The sequence below is a fragment of the Halorubrum kocurii JCM 14978 genome (assembly GCF_000337355.1).
GTDB classification, from domain to species: Archaea; Halobacteriota; Halobacteria; order Halobacteriales; family Haloferacaceae; genus Halorubrum; species Halorubrum kocurii.
This window is the reverse complement of sequence record NZ_AOJH01000084.1, coordinates 1-22,169: the sequence shown is the minus strand read 5'-3', so window position 1 is coordinate 22,169 and position 22,169 is coordinate 1. Positions and strand designations below refer to the sequence as shown.

Here is a 22,169-nt window from a genome sequence, read left to right as displayed (position 1 = left end):
CGACCTCTCTCGGTCCGCGTCGTGCGTCTTTTTAACCGCCGCCCACCGGCTCGATCAGCTCCGGGGCGTCGACGCCGGGCGAGTTCACGCGCGTGGAGACCGGGTAGGCCGTCAGCTCGTCGGCTGGATAGGGGTCGAGCAGCGCGGCGGCCTCGTCGGGGTCGCCGCGGAGCCACGTCTCCTCCTCGCTCGGGTCGAGGACCACGGCCATCCGGTGGTGGAGGTCGGCGACGAGGTCGTTCGGCTCGGTGGTGACGATCGTGAACGTCTCGATGGTGCCGCTACCGTCGTCCGAGTCGCCTTCCTCCCCCGCTCCGCCGCCGAACGCGCCGAGTCCGGTCTGGGTCGTCTCCGGCTCAGGGGGCTCCCACCGCTCGTAGAGCCCCGCCATCGCGAACGGGCGGTCGTCCTCGAAGGCGACGCGGTACGGGGTCTTACCGCCCGACCCTCCGCGACTCCCGTCTTTGCTGCCTCCGTCGACCCACTCGTAGAACCCGTCGGCGGGGACGAGACACCGCCGGCGCTCGAAGGCATCGGCGAAGCTCCGCTTCTCGCGGACCGTCTCCGCGCGGGCGTTGATGAGGCCGAACGACTCGTCGGCCCACGAGGGGGTGAGCCCCCACTCCATCCGCGTGGCGGCGCTCGGGTCCTCGTCGGCGATCACCGGGAGGTCCTGGCCGGGCGCGCAGTTGTAGCTCGGCTCGACGCCCGCGAAGTCGGCGTCGAATCGCGCTTCGAGGTCGGCGGCGGGGGTGAAGAGGGTGTAGCGGCCGCACATGAACACCGGCTGTTGGGGCCGCCGCTAGTTAAACACCGCTCGGCCCCGGCGTGGTCCGGCGGCGGCGGTTCTCGCCGTCGCCTCCCGCCGACTTTTTAGCCGCGCGTCGCTCCGGGACGGACATGCGCATCGAGAACAGCTTCATCCCGGTCGAGGGGGTCGGCGAGACGACGGAGCGCCGGCTCTGGCGCGAGGGCGTCACCACGTGGGAGTCGTTCGACCCCGCCGTCGACGTCGCGGGCGTCGGCTCGACCACTGCCGACCGGATCGAGTCGTTCATCGCCGAGGCGCTGACGCGTCTCGACGACGGCGACTCCGCCTACTTCGACCGCACGTTCCCAAGCGGGGAGCGCTGGCGGCTCTACGAGAACTTCCGCGCGGAGACCTGCTTCTTCGACATCGAGACGACCGGGCTGGACGAGCATCGCAATCAGGTGACGACGGTGAGCTTCCACCGAGACGGCGAGACCACGACGCTCGTCGCCGGCGATGACCTGACCGCGGAGCGGCTCCGCGAGCGCTTCGCCGACGCCAGCCTGCTCGCGACGTTCAACGGCGCCCGGTTCGACGTGCCGTTCCTCGAGGCGTCCTTCGACATCGAGATCGACACGCCCCACCTCGATCTCATGTACCCCTGCAAGCGGATCGGGCTCTCCGGGGGACTGAAACCGATCGAAAAGCAGCTCGGGATCGAGCGCGACCGCCCCGACATCTCGGGCCGGGACGCGGTCCGGCTCTGGCGCGAGTACGAGCGCGGCGACGACGACGCGCTCGAGACGCTCGTCTCCTACAACCGCGAGGACACGGAGAACCTCCGAACGCTCGCGGACGTCGTGACCGAGACGCTCCACGAGGACGTGTTCGTCGGCGAGACCGTCGAGCGGTAGTCGCGGTCGGTCACGCTCACAAAGCGCTGCGGCTACGTCGCTTCCGCGTCGGCGTCTCGCTCCTCGGTCGCTTCCGCGTCGGTGTCTGACCCCTCGCCGTCGGCCTCGGTCTCGCGAGCGGTTCCGTCCCCTTCCACCGTCTCAGTCGCCGGGCCGTCGGCCGTCGGTTCGTCGTCGCCCGTATCCGGTTCCGATTCCTCGTCGGCCGGAGAATCGTCACTGCCCGACGCCTCGCTTTCGTCTGACGCCTCGTCGGCGTCCTCAGCCTCGGCGGCGTCCACGCCCTCCTCCCCGCCTTCGCCGGACTCGTCGGGTCTCCCGGCTTCGTCCTTGCCCCCGTCGGCGTCATCCTCCTCGCCCCCGTCGGCGTCATCCTCCTCGCCCTCGCTCTCGTCGCCACCGGTCTCTTGAACGAGTTTCATCTCGCCGCGGGCGCGGAGCGTGCCGTCGATCTCGGCGCCGTCGTGGACGACGAGGTCGCCGGCGGAGACGTCGCCGAGCACCCGCGCGCCGGCCTCGATCGTGACGGTTCCGCCGCGAGTGGTGACGTCGCCGTGGATCGTGGTGTCGGCGCCGACCGTGATCCCCTCGCGGGCGCGGAGGGAACCGAACACCTCGTTGCGCTCGCCGACGCGGATCGACTCCGCGCGGAGGTTGCCGTGGAGGCGGCAGTCGTCGCCGACCGTGGCGGGCGTCGAGACGCGCCACGCGTCGTCGGAGATTTCGCCGCCGCGCGGGACCAGCAGGGGGTCGCGCACCTCCTCGCCGTCTGCGAGCGCCTCCGCGAGGTCGTCGGCCGCGTCGGTCTCACCGAGCCGCAGGAGCTGAGAGAGGACGATGAAGTAGAAGACGAGGGTGGGAACGGGGTTCCGGATGACGATCCACCCGTTCGCCTCGAACCCCTCCTCGATCGTCACGTCGTCGCCGATGTCGAGGTCCCCGGAGACCATCAGGCGACCGGTGACGGTCACCCGCTCGCCGAGATACGCGTCCTCGCCGACGAGGACGTTGCCGTCGACCGAACACCACGTGTCGAGCCGACAGTCGCCCTCAGCCTCGATGTCGTTCTCGACGCTCACGCGCTCGCCCAGCGCGACGTTGCGGCCGCGGAGTCCGAACTCCACGGTCGACTGGCCGCCGACGAGCACGTCGCCGTCGGTGACGAGATCGTGCTCTTCGACGGTCGTCCCGGACGGGACGGCGAGCTCCTCTATCGGACCGCCTCCCCTCAGCGACACACCGGGAGAACTCCCTCCGCCCGTATAAACCGTGTGGGGTCGTCCGACGGGCGTCGGACGGTGACGGGGCGGTCGACGGGAACGCGCGTGCGGCTCGTTGCCGAACGGCCGCGGTGTCACTACCCTTTTCAGGGCGGCGCTGAAGGGTCAGACATGGGATTCGGATCGTACGACGAGAGCGAGCAGAAGGACCAGGACGTTGACACCGACGACGACGGCGCCGTGAACGTCCACGAGAACGACCACGACGGCGAGGTCTCCATCGAGGGCGGCGCGTCGACCGACGACCTCGTCGGGCGCCTCTCCGAGATGAAAGACGACGAAGACGACGAGTAGACCGTCGCCCGCCGACCGCGATCGACGGCGTCTCGGGTCGATCGGGACCGTGTCACGCCCCTTTTATCCGGTCGCGGCCTACCGCTTCGCATGAGTACCGACCTGACATTCACCGACGACGGCGTCGACGTGGTCTACGAGGGCACCGAGTTCCAGCTCGAAAAGGACCTGATCGAGGAGGCGACCGGCAAGGGGTACCGCGACGTCACCGACCACGAGGTGTTGCAGATCGTCGCCGAGGAGCCCGATCTCGACGGCGAACCGGTGCGGATCGGCGACGTGTTGTAAATCGCCGCGTTTCGGTTGAAATGCCTCCGCTCGAGCCGAAGGCGGGATAGGCTGCGTGAGCCTAACGTACGCGAGCCGATGGCGATGCGGTACGATTTTACGATTTCGCGGGACCGGGCGAGTATGAACCCGGGCGACGAGGGGAGTCACTGTCCTGCTCGACGCGCTCACCCATGAGGAGACGACCCAGATAGACATCTTCGCAGATGGCGGCGACGGGCGGAACGAGAGCGACTCGTCGGGAGACGTATCTCGCACCCGAGCCGGCGGGAATGAGACCGATGGCGGCACTTCTCACGGCGGCAACGCGACCACCGGTGAAAACGGGACCGACGACGGCGACGATAACGGCGGTGTCCTGCCGCTCTTCCGTCCTCTCCAGACTGAATGGGCAGGGATATCGGGCCCGCCGGTCACGCTCACAGCTGATCGTCGATGTGCTCTGCCGCCTTCAGCGCGAGGGCAATGATAGTGAGAGTTGGGTTGTTCGCGCCGCCGGTCGTGAACACGCTCGACGACGCGATCCAGAGGTTCTCGAGGTCGTGCGTCCGACACTCGCTGTTCACCACGCTGTCGGACGGATCCGTTCCCATTCGCGTCGTGCCCATGTGGTGAGTGCTCATCCCTCGTCCGTCGAGTGTTGACACTCCAGTAATCTCGGCCCCGAGCTCCGTCAACACGGATTCTTGAACCCCTAGACAGTGCTCCATCGTCTCCTGTTCGTGCTCGCCGTCAGAGAGGTCGACCGACGGAACTGGCCGGCCGTGGCTATCGGTCCGTGACCCATCCAGCATGACACGGTTGTCGGATCGGGGAAGCATCTCACCCGCACCCCGTATCGAGATTGGATACGGCGGCCCATCGGTCGTGGGAAGGTCGAGGTTGTCGCCTAATGGGGTTTCGTTCAACGGATCCGTTGCCAGCTCGGCGAGCGCGTCTGGTGTCGGATTCCCGACAATATCGAGAATCTGCGACGGAGACGTCGGCGCCCGTCTGTCCTGTGCGCCGCCGTATGTTACCTTCGCGGTGTTACTGAACGTGAGGTGATAGCTTCCGGGGCCGGGGCTCTCGCGGGCGTAGAACTGGTCACTCCGACTGGAGACCCACCCGATGTTGCTCTGTCGCGTCGGCTCATCTAGCGTTGCCGTCGTCGTGACATTGGGGTGATCCATGAGATATCGACCGACCGCGCCGCTGGAGTTGGCCAATCCGTCCGGGAACGCGATCGAGTCCGATAACAACAGCAGCCGCGGGGTTTCGATCCCGCCGCACGCGATGACGAACTGATCGGCCTCTTGACGATACTCGCGTCCATCAGGGGTCGCGTAGACGACCGATTCCACGTAGTCACCCGTCTGGTCGTGTTCCACGGAGAGCGCCTGCACCTGATCGACGATCCGCGCACCTTCCGCCTCTGCCTTCCGTACGTGGACTTCCGCGCTGTACTTCGCTCCAGACGGACAGGCATTGCAGACCCCGTATCCGACGCATCCGGAGCGATCGTCGTACGATTCCGAGTTGATCGCCTTCGGTTGGGACGCCATCGTGATTTCGAGTTCCGCGCAGGCCTCGGCAAACAGCGAATCCGAGTAGCTCGGTCGGAACGCTTCCATCGGATAGGGCTCTTTCCGCGGCGGTCCGTGTGGGTTATCGTCGGCACCCGACACGCCGATCTCTCGCTCGGCGCGCACGTAATACGGTTGGAGGTCGTCATAGCTGATCGGCCAGTCTTTCGCCACCCCGTACCGGGTGTTCATTTCGAAGTCCTCCTCGTGAAGCCGCGGCGTGTTTGCGTCCCAGTGCACAGACGTGCCACCCACTGCTTTCACGCGTGTCTCGTTGAGCCGCGCATCGATCGCACCGGTAGACGTGTACGCGTCCCGCGCGCCATCGAGCCAAAACGAATTACGCTCGAGGTCTGGGCGCAGCCACATCTCCATCCGTCGGTGATGGTCCTCGGGAGTCAATCGCTCGCCCGCTTCGAGCACGACGATGTCGTGTCCTCGCCGCGCAAGGTCGTACGCTGTGACCGCTCCGGCCGGGCCAGCTCCGACGATACAGACATCGGCGTCGGTCGGCGATCGGTCGTCTGCTCCCGTCATCGTTCACCTCCGTCGGGCCCTCGCTGGTAGGCGTCTCGCCCCCCGGGATACCCGGGAGGGTTGTCGACTCCCATCAGCTCGCCTCCAGCAGGGGAGGTAAACAGCGCGTACAGCAGGTCGTTCACGACGTAGAAGCGAACCTGTTCCGCAGTCGTCCCGTCGGCGTTGGGATGTACCGCCGTCACACCCATCGATTGCAAGACTTTCCGCCGGCGACCTGGCGATATGTCGGGGATCGCGCCGCCGAACCGCGCTCTGGAATGACCGTCGACCGCTTCGATACTGGTCAGGAGATTCTCAAAATGATTCGGTTTCGGTTCGACCCTGCCGAATACACGGCTCTCGATGAATGAACTCTCGACGGAGACAGCCGACGGATACACCGCCTCAGCGATAGCCGTCATCACATCGATGTGGTATTGGGACGCCGGATGCCTGCTATCCTGCGTCTCCGTGGCGGATTGAAGCGATCTGTCGGAACCGATTCCGTATTCATAGACCGTCGCTGCCAGGCTTGTGCCCCCGAGAGCCGTGAAAAATCTCCGTCTGGTTAGCACAGAATCGGTCGCTCCGTGCTGATCATCGGTCATTAGGTCGATCCCCCACTGATCGTTTTGATGCTACGGATCGTGGACGACAATATCAGTTTGTGATAGTTGCACCACCCCCAGAGAGCGAGCATCGCGAGTGGTGCCGAGAGGAGCACTGCCAGTTCACCGTATCGATACACGCTGACGAGGAGAGACGTCCCAACGGCTGCGATCGGCGAACTGGTACCGAGGAATTCGGCGACGAAAGCGCGGAATTCGTCCGCCGTCGCGAAGATCCCCAGGTCGTGAACGAAGATGTCGAATGCAAACGTTCCTCCCAACCATCCGGTACCGATAACGAATGCACCGGCAGTCACCGCAGTGCTGCGCTTCGCAGAGCGGCCTCGGTCGGGTGCCGCCGGGTTGAGCGAGCCGAGGTCGAAGGTGTAATTTCGATCCGGAAGCCGGTCAAGAGACCGTACAACGACCACAGTAACCAGTACGAGTGTACAGACCCCTATCGCCACGGCGACCCCGGGAAGGAACCCGAGCGCGGCCGTGTAGAAGCGACGCCATCCGAGCAGCATCACCAGCCACGCCGCAAATGCCGTCGCGTGAATTCCAGCGATCATGAGCACCCCGATGTCGGCTGGTACCGTTCGGCGTATCGATCGGAGCTCAAGTCTCTCAGACGTGGTAGCTATTGGCCCAGTGAGCCACGCGACCAACCCGGTAAAGACCAGTATCCACGCCGCCGTACCCAGCGTCGAATACCCGACTGTCCCTTGGAAGAGGTCGTAGACGACGAGGCCGGTGACGCCACCGAGCGGTGCCACGAGTCCGGTGAGAAATCCTGCAACGACAAAGACGCCACCGACGTAAGCCATTGAAGTCGCCGTCTCTGCTGCTATTCCGACCGCCAACGTTCCTGCAACGGTTGCGAGGGCAAGGTGCGTCGGATTGATGCGGATCGCCTCGAACATTCTGAGTTTTTCAAACATTCACCTCGATGATATGTGTGGTAATGTATTGTTAATGACCTTTTTACCCGCAGTGAATCGACCGGTATCTCCGAAAGCTATTGCCCGTGGCAGATCGCGGGAGTTTATAAAACGTGAACCCAGCAGTAGCAGACGTTTAATTGGCTTCAATGGCCGCTCGTTATGCATACATCGGAGACTCGCCTCTCGGGTCCAGATTGACACTTGCAAAACTGTCGGGTTTGTACGATATTTACGTGCACCACTGCGAGAGGCCCACACGCCAATTCAATCAACAGCCAGACCATTCCGAGTCCGATCTGTTCGTCAACAACTCGGCAGCCGCTTCCCAGCGATACCTACTGAATAGATATTCGATTCACCGAACACGACAGCGGGTGCGATCGATGAAGGAGATACCTCAGTTCTTAAATTGTCGTAACTGGATAATAATTCATCTGCTAATATGCCTCTTTTCGGCACGCTCAGCGGTTGAGGAACAGGGTAGTGGGGCCGGAGGGACGAACCAAATTCAAAAATCCCCTATGTCGGTACTCTGAGATACCCGTCTTCGGTGTCGTTGTCATGAGTCGTCCTCCTCATCGCCGATTCCGGCGATATCGAGGTCCGCAGTGTACTCCTCTCGGCGTTCTGCCATTTTCCGGTGCCGGTCCGCCTTGTCGTAGTAGCGCTTGATCGTGTCCGGGTCCGCGTCGACGCGCTCGCTGATCACCTCGATCGGGAGCCCGCGGTCGCAGTGCCACGTGAGCGACCCCGTCCGGATGTGGTGGGGCGCCCGCGAGGAGGGGCACTTCGAGGCGTGCGAGCGCTCCGTGAACTTGCAGTTCCGTCGACGACGCCCGTGCGGGCACTCCATGTAGAGACAGGGCTGTGTCCCCTGATACGTCCACGAACGGATCGTCGTGTCCGTGACGCGCCCCTGACGGCCAGCGAACAACGGCTCCCGACCGTACTCGTCGCGCTTGTCCGATCGCTCGCGAGCGATGTACGTGTCCAGGGCGTCGACGACTGGCTCCGAGATACGGACGACGCGCTCGCCCTGCTCGTTGTTCTTGAGGGGCGTCCCCGACTCGGGCCGGTGGTTGAAGTCGAGATACCCGTTCTCCGGGTCGTAATCAGCGAGGTCGAGCCCCACGACCGCGCCGAGCCGGCAGCCCGTGTTCCAGAACACCTCGAGGACGGCGTGCGGCGGGGTGCCGAAGCGGGCCGGATCGTTCCGGTAGAACTCGAGGAGCTGCTTCGCGTCCTCGGTGTCGAGCATCGTGTCGCTCGTCTCCTGCGACCGGGTGAGCTTCGGGACGTGGACCTTCTCCGGGAGGTCCTCGTCGACGGCCTCGATCGTCGCGAGGTACTGGACCACCTGCGAGACGGCGGTCATCTTCCCCTTCACCGTGGCCGGGGCGTTCTCCTCTGCGCGGAGGTGGCGCTCGTACTCGTCGAACAGCCAGCCGGAGAGGTCGCCGACGCGCTCGACGCCGCGCTCTTCGCACCAGTGGACCCACCGGGTGAGGCGGTTGTTGTAGCTCCGGATCGTCTTCGCCGAGTTCTCCATCGACCGCTTCTCGAGGAACCGGTCGCGGGCCTGCCGCGGGGAGAGATCGGACGGGTTCGCGGGCGGCGAGGAGCCCTTTCGGCTCATCGAGAATCCTCCCCGTTCAGGTTCTGCCGAACGCGTTCCTCGACGCTCTCACCGATGGATTCTGCAAGCGATTCGGGAACGTACGTGAACTCCGCTATCTGGTCCACCGTCTCCTGGCGAACGGTTTCCGGCGTCACAGCGCCGTGGTTCAGCCGAACGGTATCGGCGTCGACGCTGACCTCCTCTAGGAGATCGTTGAGTCCGCTGTAGAGGGCGGTCTTCACGCCACGAGTCGGATCGTCTCCGTCCGCGACATAGAACGTGTGGAAGCCGATCGCTCCCTCAAGGATTACCTCCAAGTCGTCGTGTTCCTCCTCGAATTGGCTCGCTGCCCCGAGGAGGCTCTGCATCCAGTTCTTTTCGGACTCCGGGCCACCATCCGTCACGGCCCGGGGCTTCCTGACGCTCTCGTCACGTTCAGGAGTGTGCAGGACATGCTCGCTCTCCGTGAGGAGGTGCTGGAAGACCGCCTCGCAGGTCAGGCACATCACGTTGTGTTCGTCCTGCTGTTCCAGGTCCCCGCCACAGTCCGGACACTCCTCACCAGTCCAGAAGAAGCGGCTCTCGTCTCCGCACAGATCGGTTCCGCCGTCAGTCACGAGCTCGCGCTCGCCGGCGTGGTACCGGAGGTCCTCGACGAGCGCGATCGCGCGGTCAGCCTCGAGGTCGCGCCGGAACCGGTCCCGGAGGTCGAGTTCGTCGACGATTCGCGAGTCTTCGCGAACAGCGAGGCGCGCGACGGTCTCGCCGTCCGACCCGTGCCGGCGGTCGACGAGGTCGTAGAGCGACTGGAGCACGGCCCGATGGTCCGCGAGGAGGCGCGCCGCGCGGTCGCGGTCCGCGTACGCCAGCACCGAGCCGTGGCGGTTCCGGCGGACTTCGACGTCGACGGTCGGGCTCATTCGTCCACCCCCTCACCTTCTAGTGCGGAATCGAGACTGTCACGACCTCGTGACAGTAGCTCGCGACCGCGATCGGTGATTCGGTAGGCGTTCGTCCGGCCGTCGAACTGTTCCGTCTCGATCAGGCCCTCCTCTTCGAGGTCGCCGAGGTTGCTGTACAGCCGGCCGTGGTTGATCGGGTCGGAGTACCGGTCTTCGAGGCGGCTCATCAGCGTCAGTCCCTTCGGCAGCTCCTCGCCTTCGACCTCGGCGGCGACCAGGAGGAGGTCGCGCTGGAACCCGAGGAGGTCGTACCAGGTGGTCTCGTCGCTGTGCGGCTCGTCTGTCGGCTGGGTATGTGCGTCGCTCATGGTGGTGTCGTCAGTCGTCATCGGTCAGTCGTCGCGCGGTGCTGGTCGCGCCGTCGTGAACGGGCATGCGTCGGAGTCGCCCCGACGCACGGATTACTGTGGCCCGCACGGTTCCGAACGGTTCCGGATGGTCCCGGCCCCTGTACCGTCCCCGGATTTTGGTGGTTCCGGATGGTGTTCCGGACGGGGTGGCCGTCGCGTCGATCATCGGCCGCCGGGGTAGAGATCGACCTCGCCGCGGAACTCGCGGAGCGTCGTTTGCGCCACGTCGTGGCTCGCGCGGTCGGCGCGGATCAGCGTCGCGAGCGCTGCCGGGTACTCGTCAGTCAGAGTCGATGCCGCGTCTCGGACGGGAGTTTCAAGCCCCCGCGTCGAGTCGGTGTGCATGGGTTTCGTGGATGGACACGGAACCCCACACGGGCCGGCTGTTGGCGCAGCGCGGCCCGCGTCCTTTTCAGGCACGGCACGTCGTCGACGACGGCCGAGTGGGTCCGTGAGCGTAGGGTGTGGGTTCGGGGATATTAAATTTAGTGTATGGAATGATACGCTATAATGTCTCATATGATACGGTACAAGTTTGTAACCAATCGAACTAACACCCTGATCCGCGTGGCAACGATTCAATGCGCCGGCCTCGGGTGGAGTGGATGACTCACGCCGACGACACGATACTTGAGTTTCTACTGAACGACGGGAATAAGCCGCTTAACGCGTCTCCGACGTTTGTGGAAGCGAATATCGATTACAAAATCTCGCATATTCGGAGTCGAATGCGGAAGCTCCACGAGGCTGGCCTAGTAGAATACTACGACGAAAATCGTGGACTCTATCAGATCACCGATCTCGGTCGCGCCTACCTCGCGGGCGAGATCGATGCCGACGAGCTGGAAGACGCGTGAAAGTCGACCTCGATATTCACGTACCGCTCGTCGCTGTTGTCGCCTTCAGCCTCGTTATCTGGTAGCTCTACCGCTCTTCGGATTCTGATCGCGGCCAATCGTCGTCGACCTGCCCGATCAACTCGGTCACTGGTAGGTCCTGTTCGTCAGCGATCTCGTCGACGAGTTCCCACGCCCGCGCCTCACGCTCGTCAAGTGCCCGTGGATCCCCCGCGTATGCCGTGAGTGCTTCCGCCACGAGCAGCCAATCCTGAGGGTGCCAGTCGTGCATCGAGATGGGTTAGTCGCGTTTTGCGGTTTAAAACTGGGTGTGAGGACACGTCGCCAGTGAAAGCCGAGAATATCGGAAAATCTCGGACCCATGTAAGCTGACGACTGTCTGAAGTTGAATTGCGAATACATCCACCCTAATTGACCGCTTAATAGTCGTGTCTTCAATGTCTCTATCGTGCTAGCACGAATTCGCGCACAACTTGAAAAAGTCGTAACGAACCCAATTATTGTTGGAACCATCTTTGCATCCTTTACCCTTCTATCAGGCGAGAGGATGTCCAAGGTCCGACTCACCCATCAATTCTTGGCCGGAGAGAAGTTCGCAAATTACATGAGCAGTGTGATAGTCTTTTGTCGGAACCACTGCCGTCGATCAGCGTAGAAAGGTATTGATACAGGATGGGCTGATCGATATTTCCTCACCAATCCTTAACGAAGTTTTATGAGTCCCTACTAACATATTGGATTCAATGGGTGTTGACGTACGTGATTATATTCAATCTCGAATAGAGGGCCTCACAGAGGATTCTCAGGAGTTCTATTCGCAGGTCCCAGGGCAGGCAAATGATTTTGATACCTGGTCTGCTCTAAAGCTAATTCTACACTCAGCAACTGTGAATATGTACACGACCGTTCTTGCCCAGAACGACTACTATGACGATCTCTATTACATCGATGCTCTGGCAGGGTCTGGCGTTTCACAATACAACGATGAAAACCGATGTTTTCTCGGATCCCCCCTAATCGCGGCTAAAGATGCCACCGTACCGTTCAAGAAGATGTATTTCGTGGAGAAGGATCCCGATCACGCTGAAGCACTTGAGCGTAGATTGGAGTATGCGTTCAATCAGAAGAGTGACAAATATGCAGAACCGGAACAGTGGGAGGTGATCCCCCGAGATGCGAATAAAGCTATTCCAGATATTATCAGCGGAATGTGGAGGAGCTTCCGGAACAATGATAATGGACTAAATTATCTCTGTTTCATTGATAATCAGGGAATGAATGTCAAATGGCCTGCGATTGAGGAGCTGACGCCGAAACCATATGGTGATCTGCTTATTAATTTGCCAACATCACAGGCGATCGGGCGTAACGTAGGTACATATCCGGAGACTGTTGGCGAATTCTACGGTCGTGATCTAAGTACAGTTGATATCCCGGATACAGGAATGCGTGAGTTCATGCGAGATCTGTATTTAGAGCAGTTAGAAGATCGAAATCGGCCAGTACAGGTTAATACAAGGGTAGAGGCTGACGTTGGAAGCTACTATTATGATATGATCTACGCTACTCGTGATATTAAGGCCGGAAACGGCTACGAAGAGACAATCAAGTACGTTCGGGACTTCATCGAACAGGTTCATTCTGGGGACGTAGATCGTATCTTGGACGTGTTAGATGGGTCTCAGTCGTCTCTTTCGTCGTATCTTCCTGACGATGACGAAGGAATCTCAGAGGAACTAGCTGAGGAATCCTCGGATGAAGATTCGGGTCAAACCGCCCTAGGAGAATTCCAATGACTGCGAATGAACTGTCCTCGAATAGCTTGGCCCTACAAAAGGATCACAGAGGATTTTGGGTTAGGCGGCAAGGGAAGTATGTGGACCTGCTAAGTAATGATCCGTCCCTCGACGAAATAAGAGAAGCCAGCCGACAGAACGGCGAGCCTCTAGAACGACTTAATGTTCTCTCTTCTTCAGTGCGCTGTTCAGATTGTGGCTCTACTATCGAGGATCGGTACGGGTCAACGTCTTCTGGTGAAATCATTTGCTGGGATTGCGTCGAAAAGCAGCAGATGGAAAATGATTCCCGAGGAGTCTCTCATACCACAGATCCAACCAAAGCCGTCATATCGTCATCCGCACTTCATCACAAGAACCTGTGTAATTACGTAATCAACGTTGCTACCGGGTGTACACACGGGTGTAAGTTCTGCTACGTCCCTAGTACACCGAATATCAAAGCAAGAGGTGACATGCTCAAAGAGCAGGTGGACGTCAATAGCGGTCAACAGGAGTGGGGAAGCTATCTGTTGTATCGAGATGACCTCCCAGACAGACTCGCACAGAAACTGGACCGAAAACGAACCTGGGACTCAACTCCGGACGGCCGCGGCGTCGTCATGATTTCCAGCGGAACGGACTGCTACCAAGATCGCCGCGCCGCCCAGATCACTCGCGGCTGCGTCATCGAACTCGTCAAACACGAGAAGCCGGTTCGCATCCTTACCCGCAGCCCCGCAGTCGTCCGCGATATCGACGTGTTCAAAGCCGCCAACGGGCTCGTCACCGTCGGATCCTCGATTCCCTGCCTCGACGACGAGAAGGTTCGATCGATCGAACCCGGTGCCCCTGCTCCGTCTGCCCGACTCAACGCACTCGAAGAGATCAGCAACGCCGGCGTTCCCGTCTACGTCTCCATGTCTCCGACGTACCCGACGCAGGACCGCGAGGACCTCCGCGACCTCCTCACCAAGTTCAAGGAACGGCTGGACCCCGACGTCGTCTTCCACGAACCGATCAACCCCCGCGGCGGCAACTTCCAGATGACGGTCGAGGCCGCACGCGAGGCGGGACAGGAAGAGCTCGCCGACGAACTCGACAAACTCCGCGATCGCGATCACTGGGTCGAGTACTCGAAGGAGCAGCTGACCGCCGTTCGCGACATCGGCGACGACCTCGATCTCCCGATTCACCTGTGGCCCGACAAAGAGTTCATCAAACACGCCGGGGAGGACGAGGAGTTCTTCCGCCGCGAACGCGAGAAGATGGAGTCGCCCGAGGACTACCCGAAGCTGCCCTCTTCAGCATAATCAACTCGGTTGAAACTGCTTTGTTGAATCCACAGAAGGCGTGAGATCAGGCATGGATTTGGCTGGACGAACAGCTTTCCCGAGTGACTTTCCGATCTGAGTCTTGGTGAGGTCGTGCTACTTAGCAGCCACTAACAGTAAAAGTGAGTGAAAGAACGTAGATTCGAGAGTGAATCAGACTGTGAATTGGCGATCACCACGATGTCTTCGGATTCACGTATGGAAACGCTGCTAGCTAGCCAAACCACGGCTAACAACAAAATGATTACGCCGTCTGGGGATCTGCTTCTTCCACAGCCGGTAGGCGGTCGAAACGTGTGTGCGGTGCGGTCGCTGTCTAGCGATAGCAGATGCTAAAGAAGGGCCCCGACCGACTGCTGAGGGCCGCCGATTTGGCGGCCCTCAGCTCCCTCGTCTGTCTGCCCGGCCAGTGGTCATCATCATTCGGAGAGGCGATCTTGTGACTCGGGACGCCAGCACGTGAAGCAGAGATTCACGTATTCGGGCTTTCCCGGATGCCGCGGCGCGCGGCATCCGGGCTGTAGCGCCCATGACTCGACTTCTTTCGCGCATGGACCAGTCAACAGAACGTGCTCTATGGCACGGAATCCTTATCGGTCTCTTGCGCCCCATATCTTGGTTCACGTTCTCTAGGGATAGCAGCGTTTCCATCGAGTCAACAGAACAACTCGTAGTAATCTTTCTCGTCTTATAGATTTCGCAACCCTTTATTCACAATACACCGCCGATGTCGTGCGGATCATCCTGTGAATCATTTGGCTCATTAAACGGATTTTCTCTTCTAGTGCTTCCACAGTACTTACACTTGTAAATATGGTAGGTCGTCGAACTACCACGACCTTCGGGATGACTGGGACTGAATTCTTCTTCGCCGACTTTACGGTACGCACAATCTACATCAAGATCATCACGTCTACATTTTGGTGGCTTATCGGAGCCAAGTAGTGAGTTGAGCAAGCCCATGGTAATAGTTAGCACCTGAATTGAGTTATATCTTTTGAATAACCAATTTTGGATCTAGTCTGTGCGGTGTGTCCATACCTTTTACGGTGAACTCCGGAAATATTAATTTATTCTTCTATTCTCTTTTAGTAAGTATATTAACAAAAAGATTTGACTCAAATGCTAAGGGCATCAAAGTTCTTGATCCGACCGAACTCAAAAATTGGCTTGTCTAGATAAGCAGACATCATGATGAGAATACTGATCAGACTACTCTGTTGAATCCGGAGACAGCAGACGGATCGGCGGACTAGCATCCAAAGCTAAAGTCGGAGTCAACGACACATCGCTGGTTGGAACCCGCTTTCGTTTGCCGAAGCCACCCTACCGTTCGAAGTCCACGTGTGAGAATCCGCCACCACTGGAGTTTGCTGACCATGTATTCAAACCCGGTCCCTGCGAAGTCTACGGATTCAATAGAGCAGTTGAAACTATCTTCCAGATCCAAGTCCGACTGGGAAATTAGTAAATACGCAAATAAACATACGGCGCTGTACAAACAACTATATTCTAAAACACACTTCTGGAACCCATGACCGGACTGGTCGTCACCTGGGACAACACTGAACTCCAAGCAATTGATGAGGGTAATTTTGAGTCAGTCGTGGTGGAAGTTGTGGAGAATTTCTTTGCTTCGGTTGAAGCATTTCAGAGTGTCACGGCGGAGTGGAAGGCAGGGAATTGGGATCATGGGTCTGAATACGGGATTTTTGAGCCCCCAACCAAGCAAATTGACGAACAGGGATACTTTCTCAGAATCAAAGGCAAGTCAAGGGGAGGCGAGTACGAAATTGAGATGAATCCCTCCGGTCTGTTCATAGAGAAATTATCAACGGGCCAGGTGAAGGAATTAGACTACCTCACCCTGCGGGCACCCGATGTAGCAGTCAACAATCGGGATGAAGAGATATTTGTCGAAAATATCCCAGAGCAGATCCGAAAGCGCGTGGTCGAGTCTCTTCCTACAATCGAGATATAAAACGCCGCAGTAAGAGATTCGCGTAAGATCGTGTAACCTATTCCAGTTCCACTTCCACCGCGGTATCACCTCGCTTTTATAGTATTTGTAATACGAGGTTACACTAGAGAATCCCCTATGCAACTCGACACCGAACGCGATCCCGACGGTGGGTGGTACGATAGATTTGTCCACCTCGTCGACGAGGACGGTCGCGTCGTCGAGGAGCTGGGCAAACATCCGACGCTCGATGAACTGCGCGAAGCCGAGCGTCAGTACGGCGATCGACTCAACCTCTGGCAGCAAGGACTCGTCTGTAAGGAGTGCGGAAACCAGATTACCGACCGGTTCAGTGCGCGACCTGACGGACACCTCCTCTGCTGGGACTGTGCGTCGTCAGAGGACGGCGAAGAGAAGGGCGGACTGACGGTCAACGTCGACCCGACGAAGACGGTCCTCAGTGAGTCGAAGCTCAACGAGAAGAGCCTCTGCGACTACGTGATCAACGTCGCCACGGGCTGTCGCCACGGCTGTAAGTTCTGCTACGTCCCGTCGACGCCGGCGATCGACAGCCGCGACGAGATGCTCGGTGAGCAGGCCGGCGTCGAGGACCCACAACGCGATTGGGGCGACTACCTGCTCTACCGGGACGACCTCCCGGAGCGCGTTCACGAAGGGCTCCAAAACACGGACTTCGAGGAGGAATGGAAGACAACGCGACGAGGCCGCGGTGTCGTAATGCTCTCTAGCGGGACCGACTGCTACCAAGATCGACGCGCAGCGCAGATCACTCGTGGGTGCGTTCGTGAGCTCGTCGAGGCGGACATTCCGGTCCGGATCCTCTCTCGGAGTCCGAACCTGACCCGTGACATCGACTTGTTCAAGGAGGCTGACGGGCTGGTGGCTGTCGGTACCTCGATCCCATCGTTCGACGCGTCACTCGTCGACGCGCTCGAACCGAATGCGCCGCCGCCAATGGCACGGTGGGAAGCGCTCGATGAACTCTTTCGTGCGGGGGTGCCGCGGTTCGTCTCGTTCTCGCCAACCTATCCGACGATGGATCGAGACGAGATTCGTGAGGCGCTCTCGTGGTTCGCAGCGGTCGATCCGGATGTGGTGTTCCATGAGCCGATGAACCCTCGCGGCGAGAATTTCGATATGTGTCTCGAAGCGACTCGGGAGGCCGGTTACAATGACGTCGCGGAGGAGTTAGAGCGAATCCACGATCACGGTGAGTGGACGAAGTATGCAATTGAGCATATTGAGCTTGTACGAGAGATCGCCGAGGAGCAATTCGAGCGGTTGCATATTCACTCATGGCCTGATCGAAAGCTGATCGAGGCTGCGTCAGGGAACGAGAAAGAGCGGCTAAATGAATTGAAGCAGGAAGTGTCGCCAGAATCGTTTGCGATGACTGGGCGTTTTTAACACAATTGACTAGTGGTGGCTGTCTTCGAATGATCTCTTGTTAATATCCTGATCGCTGGAAAAGTCATGTTCGATACCATCCTCAATCGCTCCTCCAGTTGCTATTTCTTGATCAGCAATTTCAAACACATGCGGAGATTCTAAACTCTCATCGGAGATCTTAAGCCGAATCACAACCTGGCAACTGTCAATTCCTTTGTGGGATAATTGATTGGAAATGATAGTAAACGGCATTCCTCTTCCTTGGTACTGTGACGGGATCGTAAACTTGGCTTTGGCAGAGTATCTTTCGTAATCTGAATCCGGTTCTAGTTCGAAATCCCCGCTTTCACGATTTGTGAGTGTAGTCTCCCCTGGTTCTATCATAATATTGGAGGTGTCACTGACGATCTCACTTTCCATCTGGATATGCTGTACTCTCCCTCTCCCGTTATTCTTCAACTCAAATATTATTTCGTCACTATCAGCAAGAGCATATGGACCAAAATGTAGATTTGATATATATTCTCGATTCATCAACCGAGTCTGAGTTTCCAAAGTCGACTGTTGACGGAAATAGAGTATAATTAATCCTAAACTGAGGATACTACTGACTATAACTGAAAAAACCTCAACGGCTTCGATTCCATACGCAATGAAGATCACGACCGGAAATAGAAATATGAACACAATGGCAAAAATCAGGAGTTGTTGAAATTGTTCATTTTCTAGGGGTGAATCCATATGTCTGGGTTCTATTTCTGTTGTATACATCTACTGCTTGACGGTTGTTAGAATCACTCTCGATCCTATCTCTGGAAAACCTCAAGAGACCACTCACGCAAAACCTGTCTATGAAAGAAGTTGTCTACGCAATCAGGATTTCTCACTTGGAGTATTCGGGCCTGAAGGGCTGTGTTGAATCGCCATACAGCAACGAGGTAGGGCGCTAAATCAAAGGAGTTGAAGCGGGAGAATGCGGTTGTTCATGACGCAGATCTCCCGCTTCATCGGGGAAGTTGTCCCGGTTGCTCAAAGAGTTGCTGGCGATGGAGGCGAATCCGCCGCCCCGGAAGGTGGCGGCGGATTCGCCGACTATGCACTCGTTTCCCTTCACTGTCTGCGGNGCGATGGAGGCGAATCCGCCGCCCCGGAAGGTGGCGGCGGATTCGCCGACTATGCACTCGTTTCCCTTCACTGTCTGCGGATTTACCTCGATTTATCGTACCGCATGACGATCGACCTGCTCAAAGAGATGCCACAAATAACCGGAGAGATCGGCCTCAACGCGGCCGATCTTCCCGCGCCGTCCACGTTGTGTAAGGCGTTCGACCGGATCAGTATGAGCGTCTGCCGAGTGCTGCTGCGCCAGTCGGCGCAGCTGTACGATCTCTCTGAACACGCCGCGATCGACGCCACATTCTACGACCGCTCACCAGCCAGCCGCCACTACTGCCAGCGAATCAGCTACCGCGTTCAGAAGCTCAAAGTCACAAAACTCGTCGATACAGCGTCTCAAGCTATCCTTGACGTTCACTGCTCAACGAATCGGGAGGGAAGCGACGCAGACCTTGCTGAGCAGATCGCCCGCCGGAACGCGGGCGATCTGCGGTCTCTTGCGGCCGATAAGGGCTACGACAAGCAATCGCTCCGCGAAGGATTACGCGATCTCGGCATCAGACCGCTGATCAAGCACCGTATCTTCGCTCCGTACGACCACGCACACAACGCCAGAATCGACGATAACCGCTACAATCAGCGCTCTATGACTGAAACTGTGAATTCGGCTGTGAAGCGCTCGCTCGGCTTCGCCGTGCGAGCGCGCTCATGGTTTCGTGAGTTCCGCGAGATCGCGCTGATGTGTGTCGTCTATAACATCAAACGCTTCGTCAAACAGTGAATCTCTACGCCTTACAGCGATTCAACACAGCCCGTCGAAGCCATACCGAGCGCTGGTCATCGGTGAAGGTTGAGTGTGTCCCGTAGTGTTCCGGATGGTTCCGGATGGTGATGAACCACGTGCTGTCCCCGAATTTGATGTGTTCCGAATGTGGTTCCAGATGGTCAGAAGTGGTTTTTTGATGTCAGGTCAGAAAAACATATATTCAAGTCTACACCCGAAAACCGACCAGTGTGACCAGCTCACCGTTCACCTCTCTCAACGATGCTCTTCACCGTATCGACCCGTATACTTTCGAGCGCGTGGTGGCAAGAATATGGGAGCTACAGGGCTATGAGACAACTGTGAGCAGCGGAAGTCGGGATCGAGGAATTGATATCGTCGCCCGAACCGATTTGCCGGTCGAACAAACTGTACTGATACAAGCTAAGCGGTACGACGACGGGAACAAAATCGGCAGTCAGGCGGTCCGAAACTACGCGACGCTTTACCAACAAGAACCGGATACAGACACCGTCATCATTGTCACCACGAGTGCATTCACTGCGGAGGCGGAGCGCCTTGCAGCTGACCTACAGGTAAAGACTGTCGACGGTAACGCCTTGCAGGGCCTAATCAATGCTACTGACGATGAGCAGTTGGCGTCGTTACTCGAACTGCCGCCAGAGAAAGAAGAAAGTGTTGAGCCCGAGCCTGAGGGAGCGCTCGACCCCCTGACATTCGAGGTGGAGACAGAGGAGGACAAATCCACACTCAGCGTGACACGTGGAGGCGAACGAGTGACTGAACTAGTCGAGCAACTGGCTGAGGCGTTCGAGAAATGCTACGAGGAAGGCCGTCAGTTCGTGAATGTTGGTAGCAAGCAAAATAACGCCGTTGTCGGTTACATCAACGAGTTTGAGAGGGAGGTTGAAAAAGAAGGAATCATTCGCAAAGAGATCGTAAGCGAGCGGGAATTCCGAAAAATAATCTTTAACCTCAGCCAAGTGTCTGAGCGTGATTCCGCGAGAGATTTGTACGATGAACTGACGACTAGATTCGGATTCGGGTTGATCAGCCCAAATCGATGGGACGAGGTCGCGGAAACCGGATACTTCACTCTTCTCAAGGAAGTGTCGGCGGCCAGTTCGTACGACTACCGGCAGGATGCACTACTTGCGATCAAGATTCTGTATGAGTTCTACGACACCGATCCAGAAAATGTTGAGATACTCGATATGCCGGAGTAGTAGAGTTCACGTCCAGCAGGAAATCACTCTTAGGGTCGGACGGCTGCGGCCTTGCACTTGACCTCCGCTGGTTGGACCTGCTTAGAACTGTTCCGGATGGTTGACTCCGATGAGACTGTACCGCTTCGATCCGCCCCGCCGCTCGACGTCGACGAGGTTGTAGTGCTCCAACTTCGGTAGGTGGTTCTCCCTGAGGTACCGCAGCGTCACGGGGTCGTCGTGCACCTCCCGGTACCGTGCGTACAGCTCTTTCTGGATGAGCCCACACTCCTCCTCGAGAACCTCGTACAGCGCACGCTGATGGGAGTTCAGCTTCGAGATGGTCTTCTGCCGGACCTCCCGCTCGGCGTCGGCGACTGCGTCCTCGACGAGCCTCGCCGGGATCGCGGACAACCCCTCGCGAGAGGCCATCCGCGCCCCGACACGTAGCGCCGCGATCGCCTGTCGCGCGTCTCCTTCGGAGAGGCGTGCGATCTGCGCGAGTACGTCCTCGTCGACGGCGCCGGGCCCGAGCCCTTCGCGAGCGCGTCGAGAGAGAATCTCCGTAATCGCGTCCTCGCCGTAGGAGTCGAAGTGAACACGGTAGGCGACGCTGATACGGGAGGTGATCCGGTCGTCGAGGTCGGCGAGGAGGTCGACCTCGCGGTTCGCGATACCGATCCACGAGAGCCCCCGAATCTCGTGGAGGTCGTACAGGACGTTCGTCTCTCGCAGCTGGTCGACCTCGTCGAGAATGACGACGCCCGGTCCGTTGAGGTCGGTTTTGATTCGATCGATAAGCCGACCCGTCGAGGCGGAGCGCGGTAGTGCGGCGCCGACGAGATCGCGGGATATCTGTTCGAGCACCGCGTTCCGCGTGTAGTCCTGCCAGCAGTTCACGTAGGCGTAGGGGACGTCGAGGACTTCCTGTCGGAGCTCGCGCACTGCGGCCTTCGCGACCGTCGTCTTCCCGACGCCGGAGGGACCGAACAGAAAGCAGTTCTCGGCGCGAAAGCCGTCCTGGATGGGTGCGAGCGCGTCCGTCACCTCGTTCATGTGGCGGTTCCGACCGACGATCGAGGTAGGGAGGTGATCGTCGTCGAACACCGTTCCGTCGCGTATCACGTCTTAGTCGGTCTCGGTGTGAGTATATAAGCCGACGGCAGGGTGTTCCGGATGGTTCCGGATGCTTCCGGATGGGCTCCGCTAATAGGGAAAGCGACTTTTGCGGACCAAGCAGATTGATATATCGTCATTTGCACATAGTGGACATGACCACTCTCAATAACCTCCAAGATCGCTATCGTACGTTTGTAGCTGAACGTGACTGGAACCAGTTCCACACCCCAAAGAATCTGGCAGAGGCAATTAGCATCGAAGCGAACGAGCTTCTCGAAGTGTTTCTCTGGCACGACAACCACGAACCCGAAGAGGTTCAGAAGGATCCCGAGCTGAAGTCTCGCATCGAAGAGGAACTGGCGGATGTCGTTATTTACAGCATCGCGATTGCGACGCAGTTGGACATCGACATCGTCGATGCGGTCGAAAAAAAGATGGACGCTCTTATGAAGTACATTGTTGGTGAGTCAGAGAACTGCTTGGACAATCTCTTTCAACGCCTCTCGACCCGGTTTA

General features: G+C 58.7%; 24 protein-coding genes. 11 read left to right on the top strand and 13 right to left on the bottom strand.

Features of this window, described 5'->3' with window-relative positions:
• Window positions 1–31 precede the first annotated feature (31 nt).
• A complete protein-coding gene (locus C468_RS13810) occupies window positions 32–778 on the bottom strand; it encodes an SOS response-associated peptidase (RefSeq protein WP_008849517.1) in 747 nt (248 codons plus the stop codon).
• Window positions 779–900: 122 nt separating this feature from the next.
• Between C468_RS13810 and C468_RS13805 the strand changes: the two genes are divergently transcribed.
• Window positions 901–1,665, top strand: a complete 765-nt coding sequence (locus C468_RS13805) for a ribonuclease H-like domain-containing protein (RefSeq protein WP_008849516.1) — start codon at window positions 901–903, stop codon at window positions 1,663–1,665.
• A 32-nt stretch (window positions 1,666–1,697) separates the two neighbouring features.
• On the opposite strand, the gene C468_RS13800 is transcribed toward C468_RS13805, so the two are convergent.
• Window positions 1,698–2,903 (bottom strand): polymer-forming cytoskeletal protein, encoded by a 1,206-nt coding sequence (locus C468_RS13800; protein ID WP_008849515.1) that lies wholly within the window; start codon window positions 2,901–2,903, stop codon window positions 1,698–1,700.
• A 153-nt stretch (window positions 2,904–3,056) separates the two neighbouring features.
• Between C468_RS13800 and C468_RS13795 the strand changes: the two genes are divergently transcribed.
• On the top strand, window positions 3,057–3,239 hold the full coding sequence (locus tag C468_RS13795) for a DUF5786 family protein (protein WP_008003716.1): 183 nt from the start codon (window positions 3,057–3,059) through the stop codon (window positions 3,237–3,239).
• A 90-nt stretch (window positions 3,240–3,329) separates the two neighbouring features.
• The gene (locus C468_RS13790; RefSeq protein WP_008849514.1) at window positions 3,330–3,527 is read left to right on the top strand and encodes a DUF5800 family protein; all 198 of its coding nucleotides are present in this window, start codon (window positions 3,330–3,332) and stop codon (window positions 3,525–3,527) included.
• A 419-nt stretch (window positions 3,528–3,946) separates the two neighbouring features.
• On the opposite strand, the gene C468_RS13785 is transcribed toward C468_RS13790, so the two are convergent.
• The 7 genes from C468_RS13785 to C468_RS13755 all read right to left on the bottom strand — a co-directional run bounded on the left by C468_RS13785 (window position 3,947) and on the right by C468_RS13755 (window position 10,438).
• A complete protein-coding gene (locus tag C468_RS13785; protein WP_049912239.1) occupies window positions 3,947–5,629 on the bottom strand; it encodes a GMC family oxidoreductase in 1,683 nt (560 codons plus the stop codon).
• The gene (locus tag C468_RS13780; protein WP_008849512.1) at window positions 5,626–6,219 is read right to left on the bottom strand and encodes a gluconate 2-dehydrogenase subunit 3 family protein; all 594 of its coding nucleotides are present in this window, start codon (window positions 6,217–6,219) and stop codon (window positions 5,626–5,628) included. Before C468_RS13780 ends, C468_RS13785 begins: the two co-directional genes overlap by 4 nt.
• Window positions 6,219–7,160, bottom strand: coding sequence for a hypothetical protein (locus C468_RS13775; RefSeq protein WP_008849511.1), 942 nt, complete (start codon window positions 7,158–7,160; stop codon window positions 6,219–6,221). Before C468_RS13775 ends, C468_RS13780 begins: the two co-directional genes overlap by 1 nt.
• 562 nt (window positions 7,161–7,722) lie before the next feature.
• On the bottom strand, window positions 7,723–8,799 hold the full coding sequence (locus C468_RS13770; RefSeq protein ID WP_008849510.1) for a tyrosine-type recombinase/integrase: 1,077 nt from the start codon (window positions 8,797–8,799) through the stop codon (window positions 7,723–7,725).
• Complete coding sequence (locus tag C468_RS13765; RefSeq protein WP_008849509.1) at window positions 8,796–9,701, bottom strand: hypothetical protein; 906 nt, start codon at window positions 9,699–9,701, stop codon at window positions 8,796–8,798. The genes C468_RS13770 and C468_RS13765 overlap by 4 nt, the downstream gene beginning before the upstream one ends.
• Window positions 9,698–10,072: a PadR family transcriptional regulator gene (locus tag C468_RS13760; protein ID WP_008849508.1), complete on the bottom strand. Its 375-nt coding sequence runs from the start codon at window positions 10,070–10,072 to the stop codon at window positions 9,698–9,700. Before C468_RS13760 ends, C468_RS13765 begins: the two co-directional genes overlap by 4 nt.
• Window positions 10,073–10,255: 183 nt before the next feature.
• Window positions 10,256–10,438 carry a hypothetical protein gene (locus C468_RS13755; RefSeq protein ID WP_008849507.1) on the bottom strand — a complete coding sequence of 61 codons (183 nt, stop codon included), beginning with the start codon at window positions 10,436–10,438 and terminating at the stop codon, window positions 10,256–10,258.
• A gap of 236 nt (window positions 10,439–10,674) precedes the next feature.
• Here C468_RS13755 and C468_RS13750 point away from each other — a divergent pair, with 236 nt between their 5' ends.
• On the top strand, window positions 10,675–10,950 hold the full coding sequence (locus C468_RS13750; RefSeq protein WP_008849506.1) for a hypothetical protein: 276 nt from the start codon (window positions 10,675–10,677) through the stop codon (window positions 10,948–10,950).
• A 67-nt stretch (window positions 10,951–11,017) separates the two neighbouring features.
• Here the strand turns inward: C468_RS13750 and C468_RS13745 are convergent, their stop codons facing one another.
• Window positions 11,018–11,221 carry a hypothetical protein gene (locus tag C468_RS13745; protein WP_008849505.1) on the bottom strand — a complete coding sequence of 68 codons (204 nt, stop codon included), beginning with the start codon at window positions 11,219–11,221 and terminating at the stop codon, window positions 11,018–11,020.
• Between the two features lie 472 nt (window positions 11,222–11,693).
• On the opposite strand from C468_RS13745, the gene tcmP reads away from it, so the two are divergent.
• The gene (gene tcmP, locus C468_RS17655; protein ID WP_008849504.1) at window positions 11,694–12,746 is read left to right on the top strand and encodes a three-Cys-motif partner protein TcmP; all 1,053 of its coding nucleotides are present in this window, start codon (window positions 11,694–11,696) and stop codon (window positions 12,744–12,746) included.
• Window positions 12,747–13,021: 275 nt separating this feature from the next.
• Entirely contained in the window at window positions 13,022–14,038 is a 1,017-nt protein-coding gene (locus C468_RS13740; protein ID WP_241431012.1) for an SPL family radical SAM protein, read from the top strand.
• 732 nt (window positions 14,039–14,770) lie between these two features.
• Here the strand turns inward: C468_RS13740 and C468_RS18165 are convergent.
• On the bottom strand, window positions 14,771–15,022 hold the full coding sequence (locus C468_RS18165; protein WP_152422929.1) for a hypothetical protein: 252 nt from the start codon (window positions 15,020–15,022) through the stop codon (window positions 14,771–14,773).
• Window positions 15,023–15,593: 571 nt separating this feature from the next.
• Between C468_RS18165 and C468_RS13735 the strand changes: the two genes are divergently transcribed.
• On the top strand, window positions 15,594–16,040 hold the full coding sequence (locus C468_RS13735) for a hypothetical protein (RefSeq protein WP_008849502.1): 447 nt from the start codon (window positions 15,594–15,596) through the stop codon (window positions 16,038–16,040).
• A 117-nt stretch (window positions 16,041–16,157) separates the two neighbouring features.
• The gene (locus C468_RS13730; RefSeq protein ID WP_008849501.1) at window positions 16,158–17,447 is read left to right on the top strand and encodes an SPL family radical SAM protein; all 1,290 of its coding nucleotides are present in this window, start codon (window positions 16,158–16,160) and stop codon (window positions 17,445–17,447) included.
• 9 nt (window positions 17,448–17,456) lie between these two features.
• Here C468_RS13730 and C468_RS18160 read toward each other — a convergent pair whose 3' ends face one another.
• Window positions 17,457–18,170 (bottom strand): hypothetical protein, encoded by a 714-nt coding sequence (locus C468_RS18160; RefSeq protein WP_152422928.1) that lies wholly within the window; start codon window positions 18,168–18,170, stop codon window positions 17,457–17,459.
• 244 nt (window positions 18,171–18,414) lie between these two features.
• Between C468_RS18160 and C468_RS13725 the strand changes: the two genes are divergently transcribed.
• On the top strand, window positions 18,415–19,326 hold the full coding sequence (locus tag C468_RS13725) for an IS5 family transposase (protein ID WP_241431015.1): 912 nt from the start codon (window positions 18,415–18,417) through the stop codon (window positions 19,324–19,326).
• A 233-nt stretch (window positions 19,327–19,559) separates the two neighbouring features.
• Window positions 19,560–20,555 (top strand): restriction endonuclease, encoded by a 996-nt coding sequence (locus C468_RS13720; RefSeq protein ID WP_008849499.1) that lies wholly within the window; start codon window positions 19,560–19,562, stop codon window positions 20,553–20,555.
• 81 nt (window positions 20,556–20,636) lie between these two features.
• Here the strand turns inward: C468_RS13720 and C468_RS13715 are convergent, their stop codons facing one another.
• Window positions 20,637–21,659, bottom strand: coding sequence for a Cdc6/Cdc18 family protein (locus C468_RS13715; RefSeq protein WP_008849498.1), 1,023 nt, complete (start codon window positions 21,657–21,659; stop codon window positions 20,637–20,639).
• 146 nt (window positions 21,660–21,805) lie between these two features.
• Between C468_RS13715 and C468_RS13710 the strand changes: the two genes are divergently transcribed.
• A partial coding sequence (locus tag C468_RS13710; protein WP_152422927.1) for a nucleotide pyrophosphohydrolase occupies window positions 21,806–22,169 on the top strand: 364 nt, incomplete at its 3' end.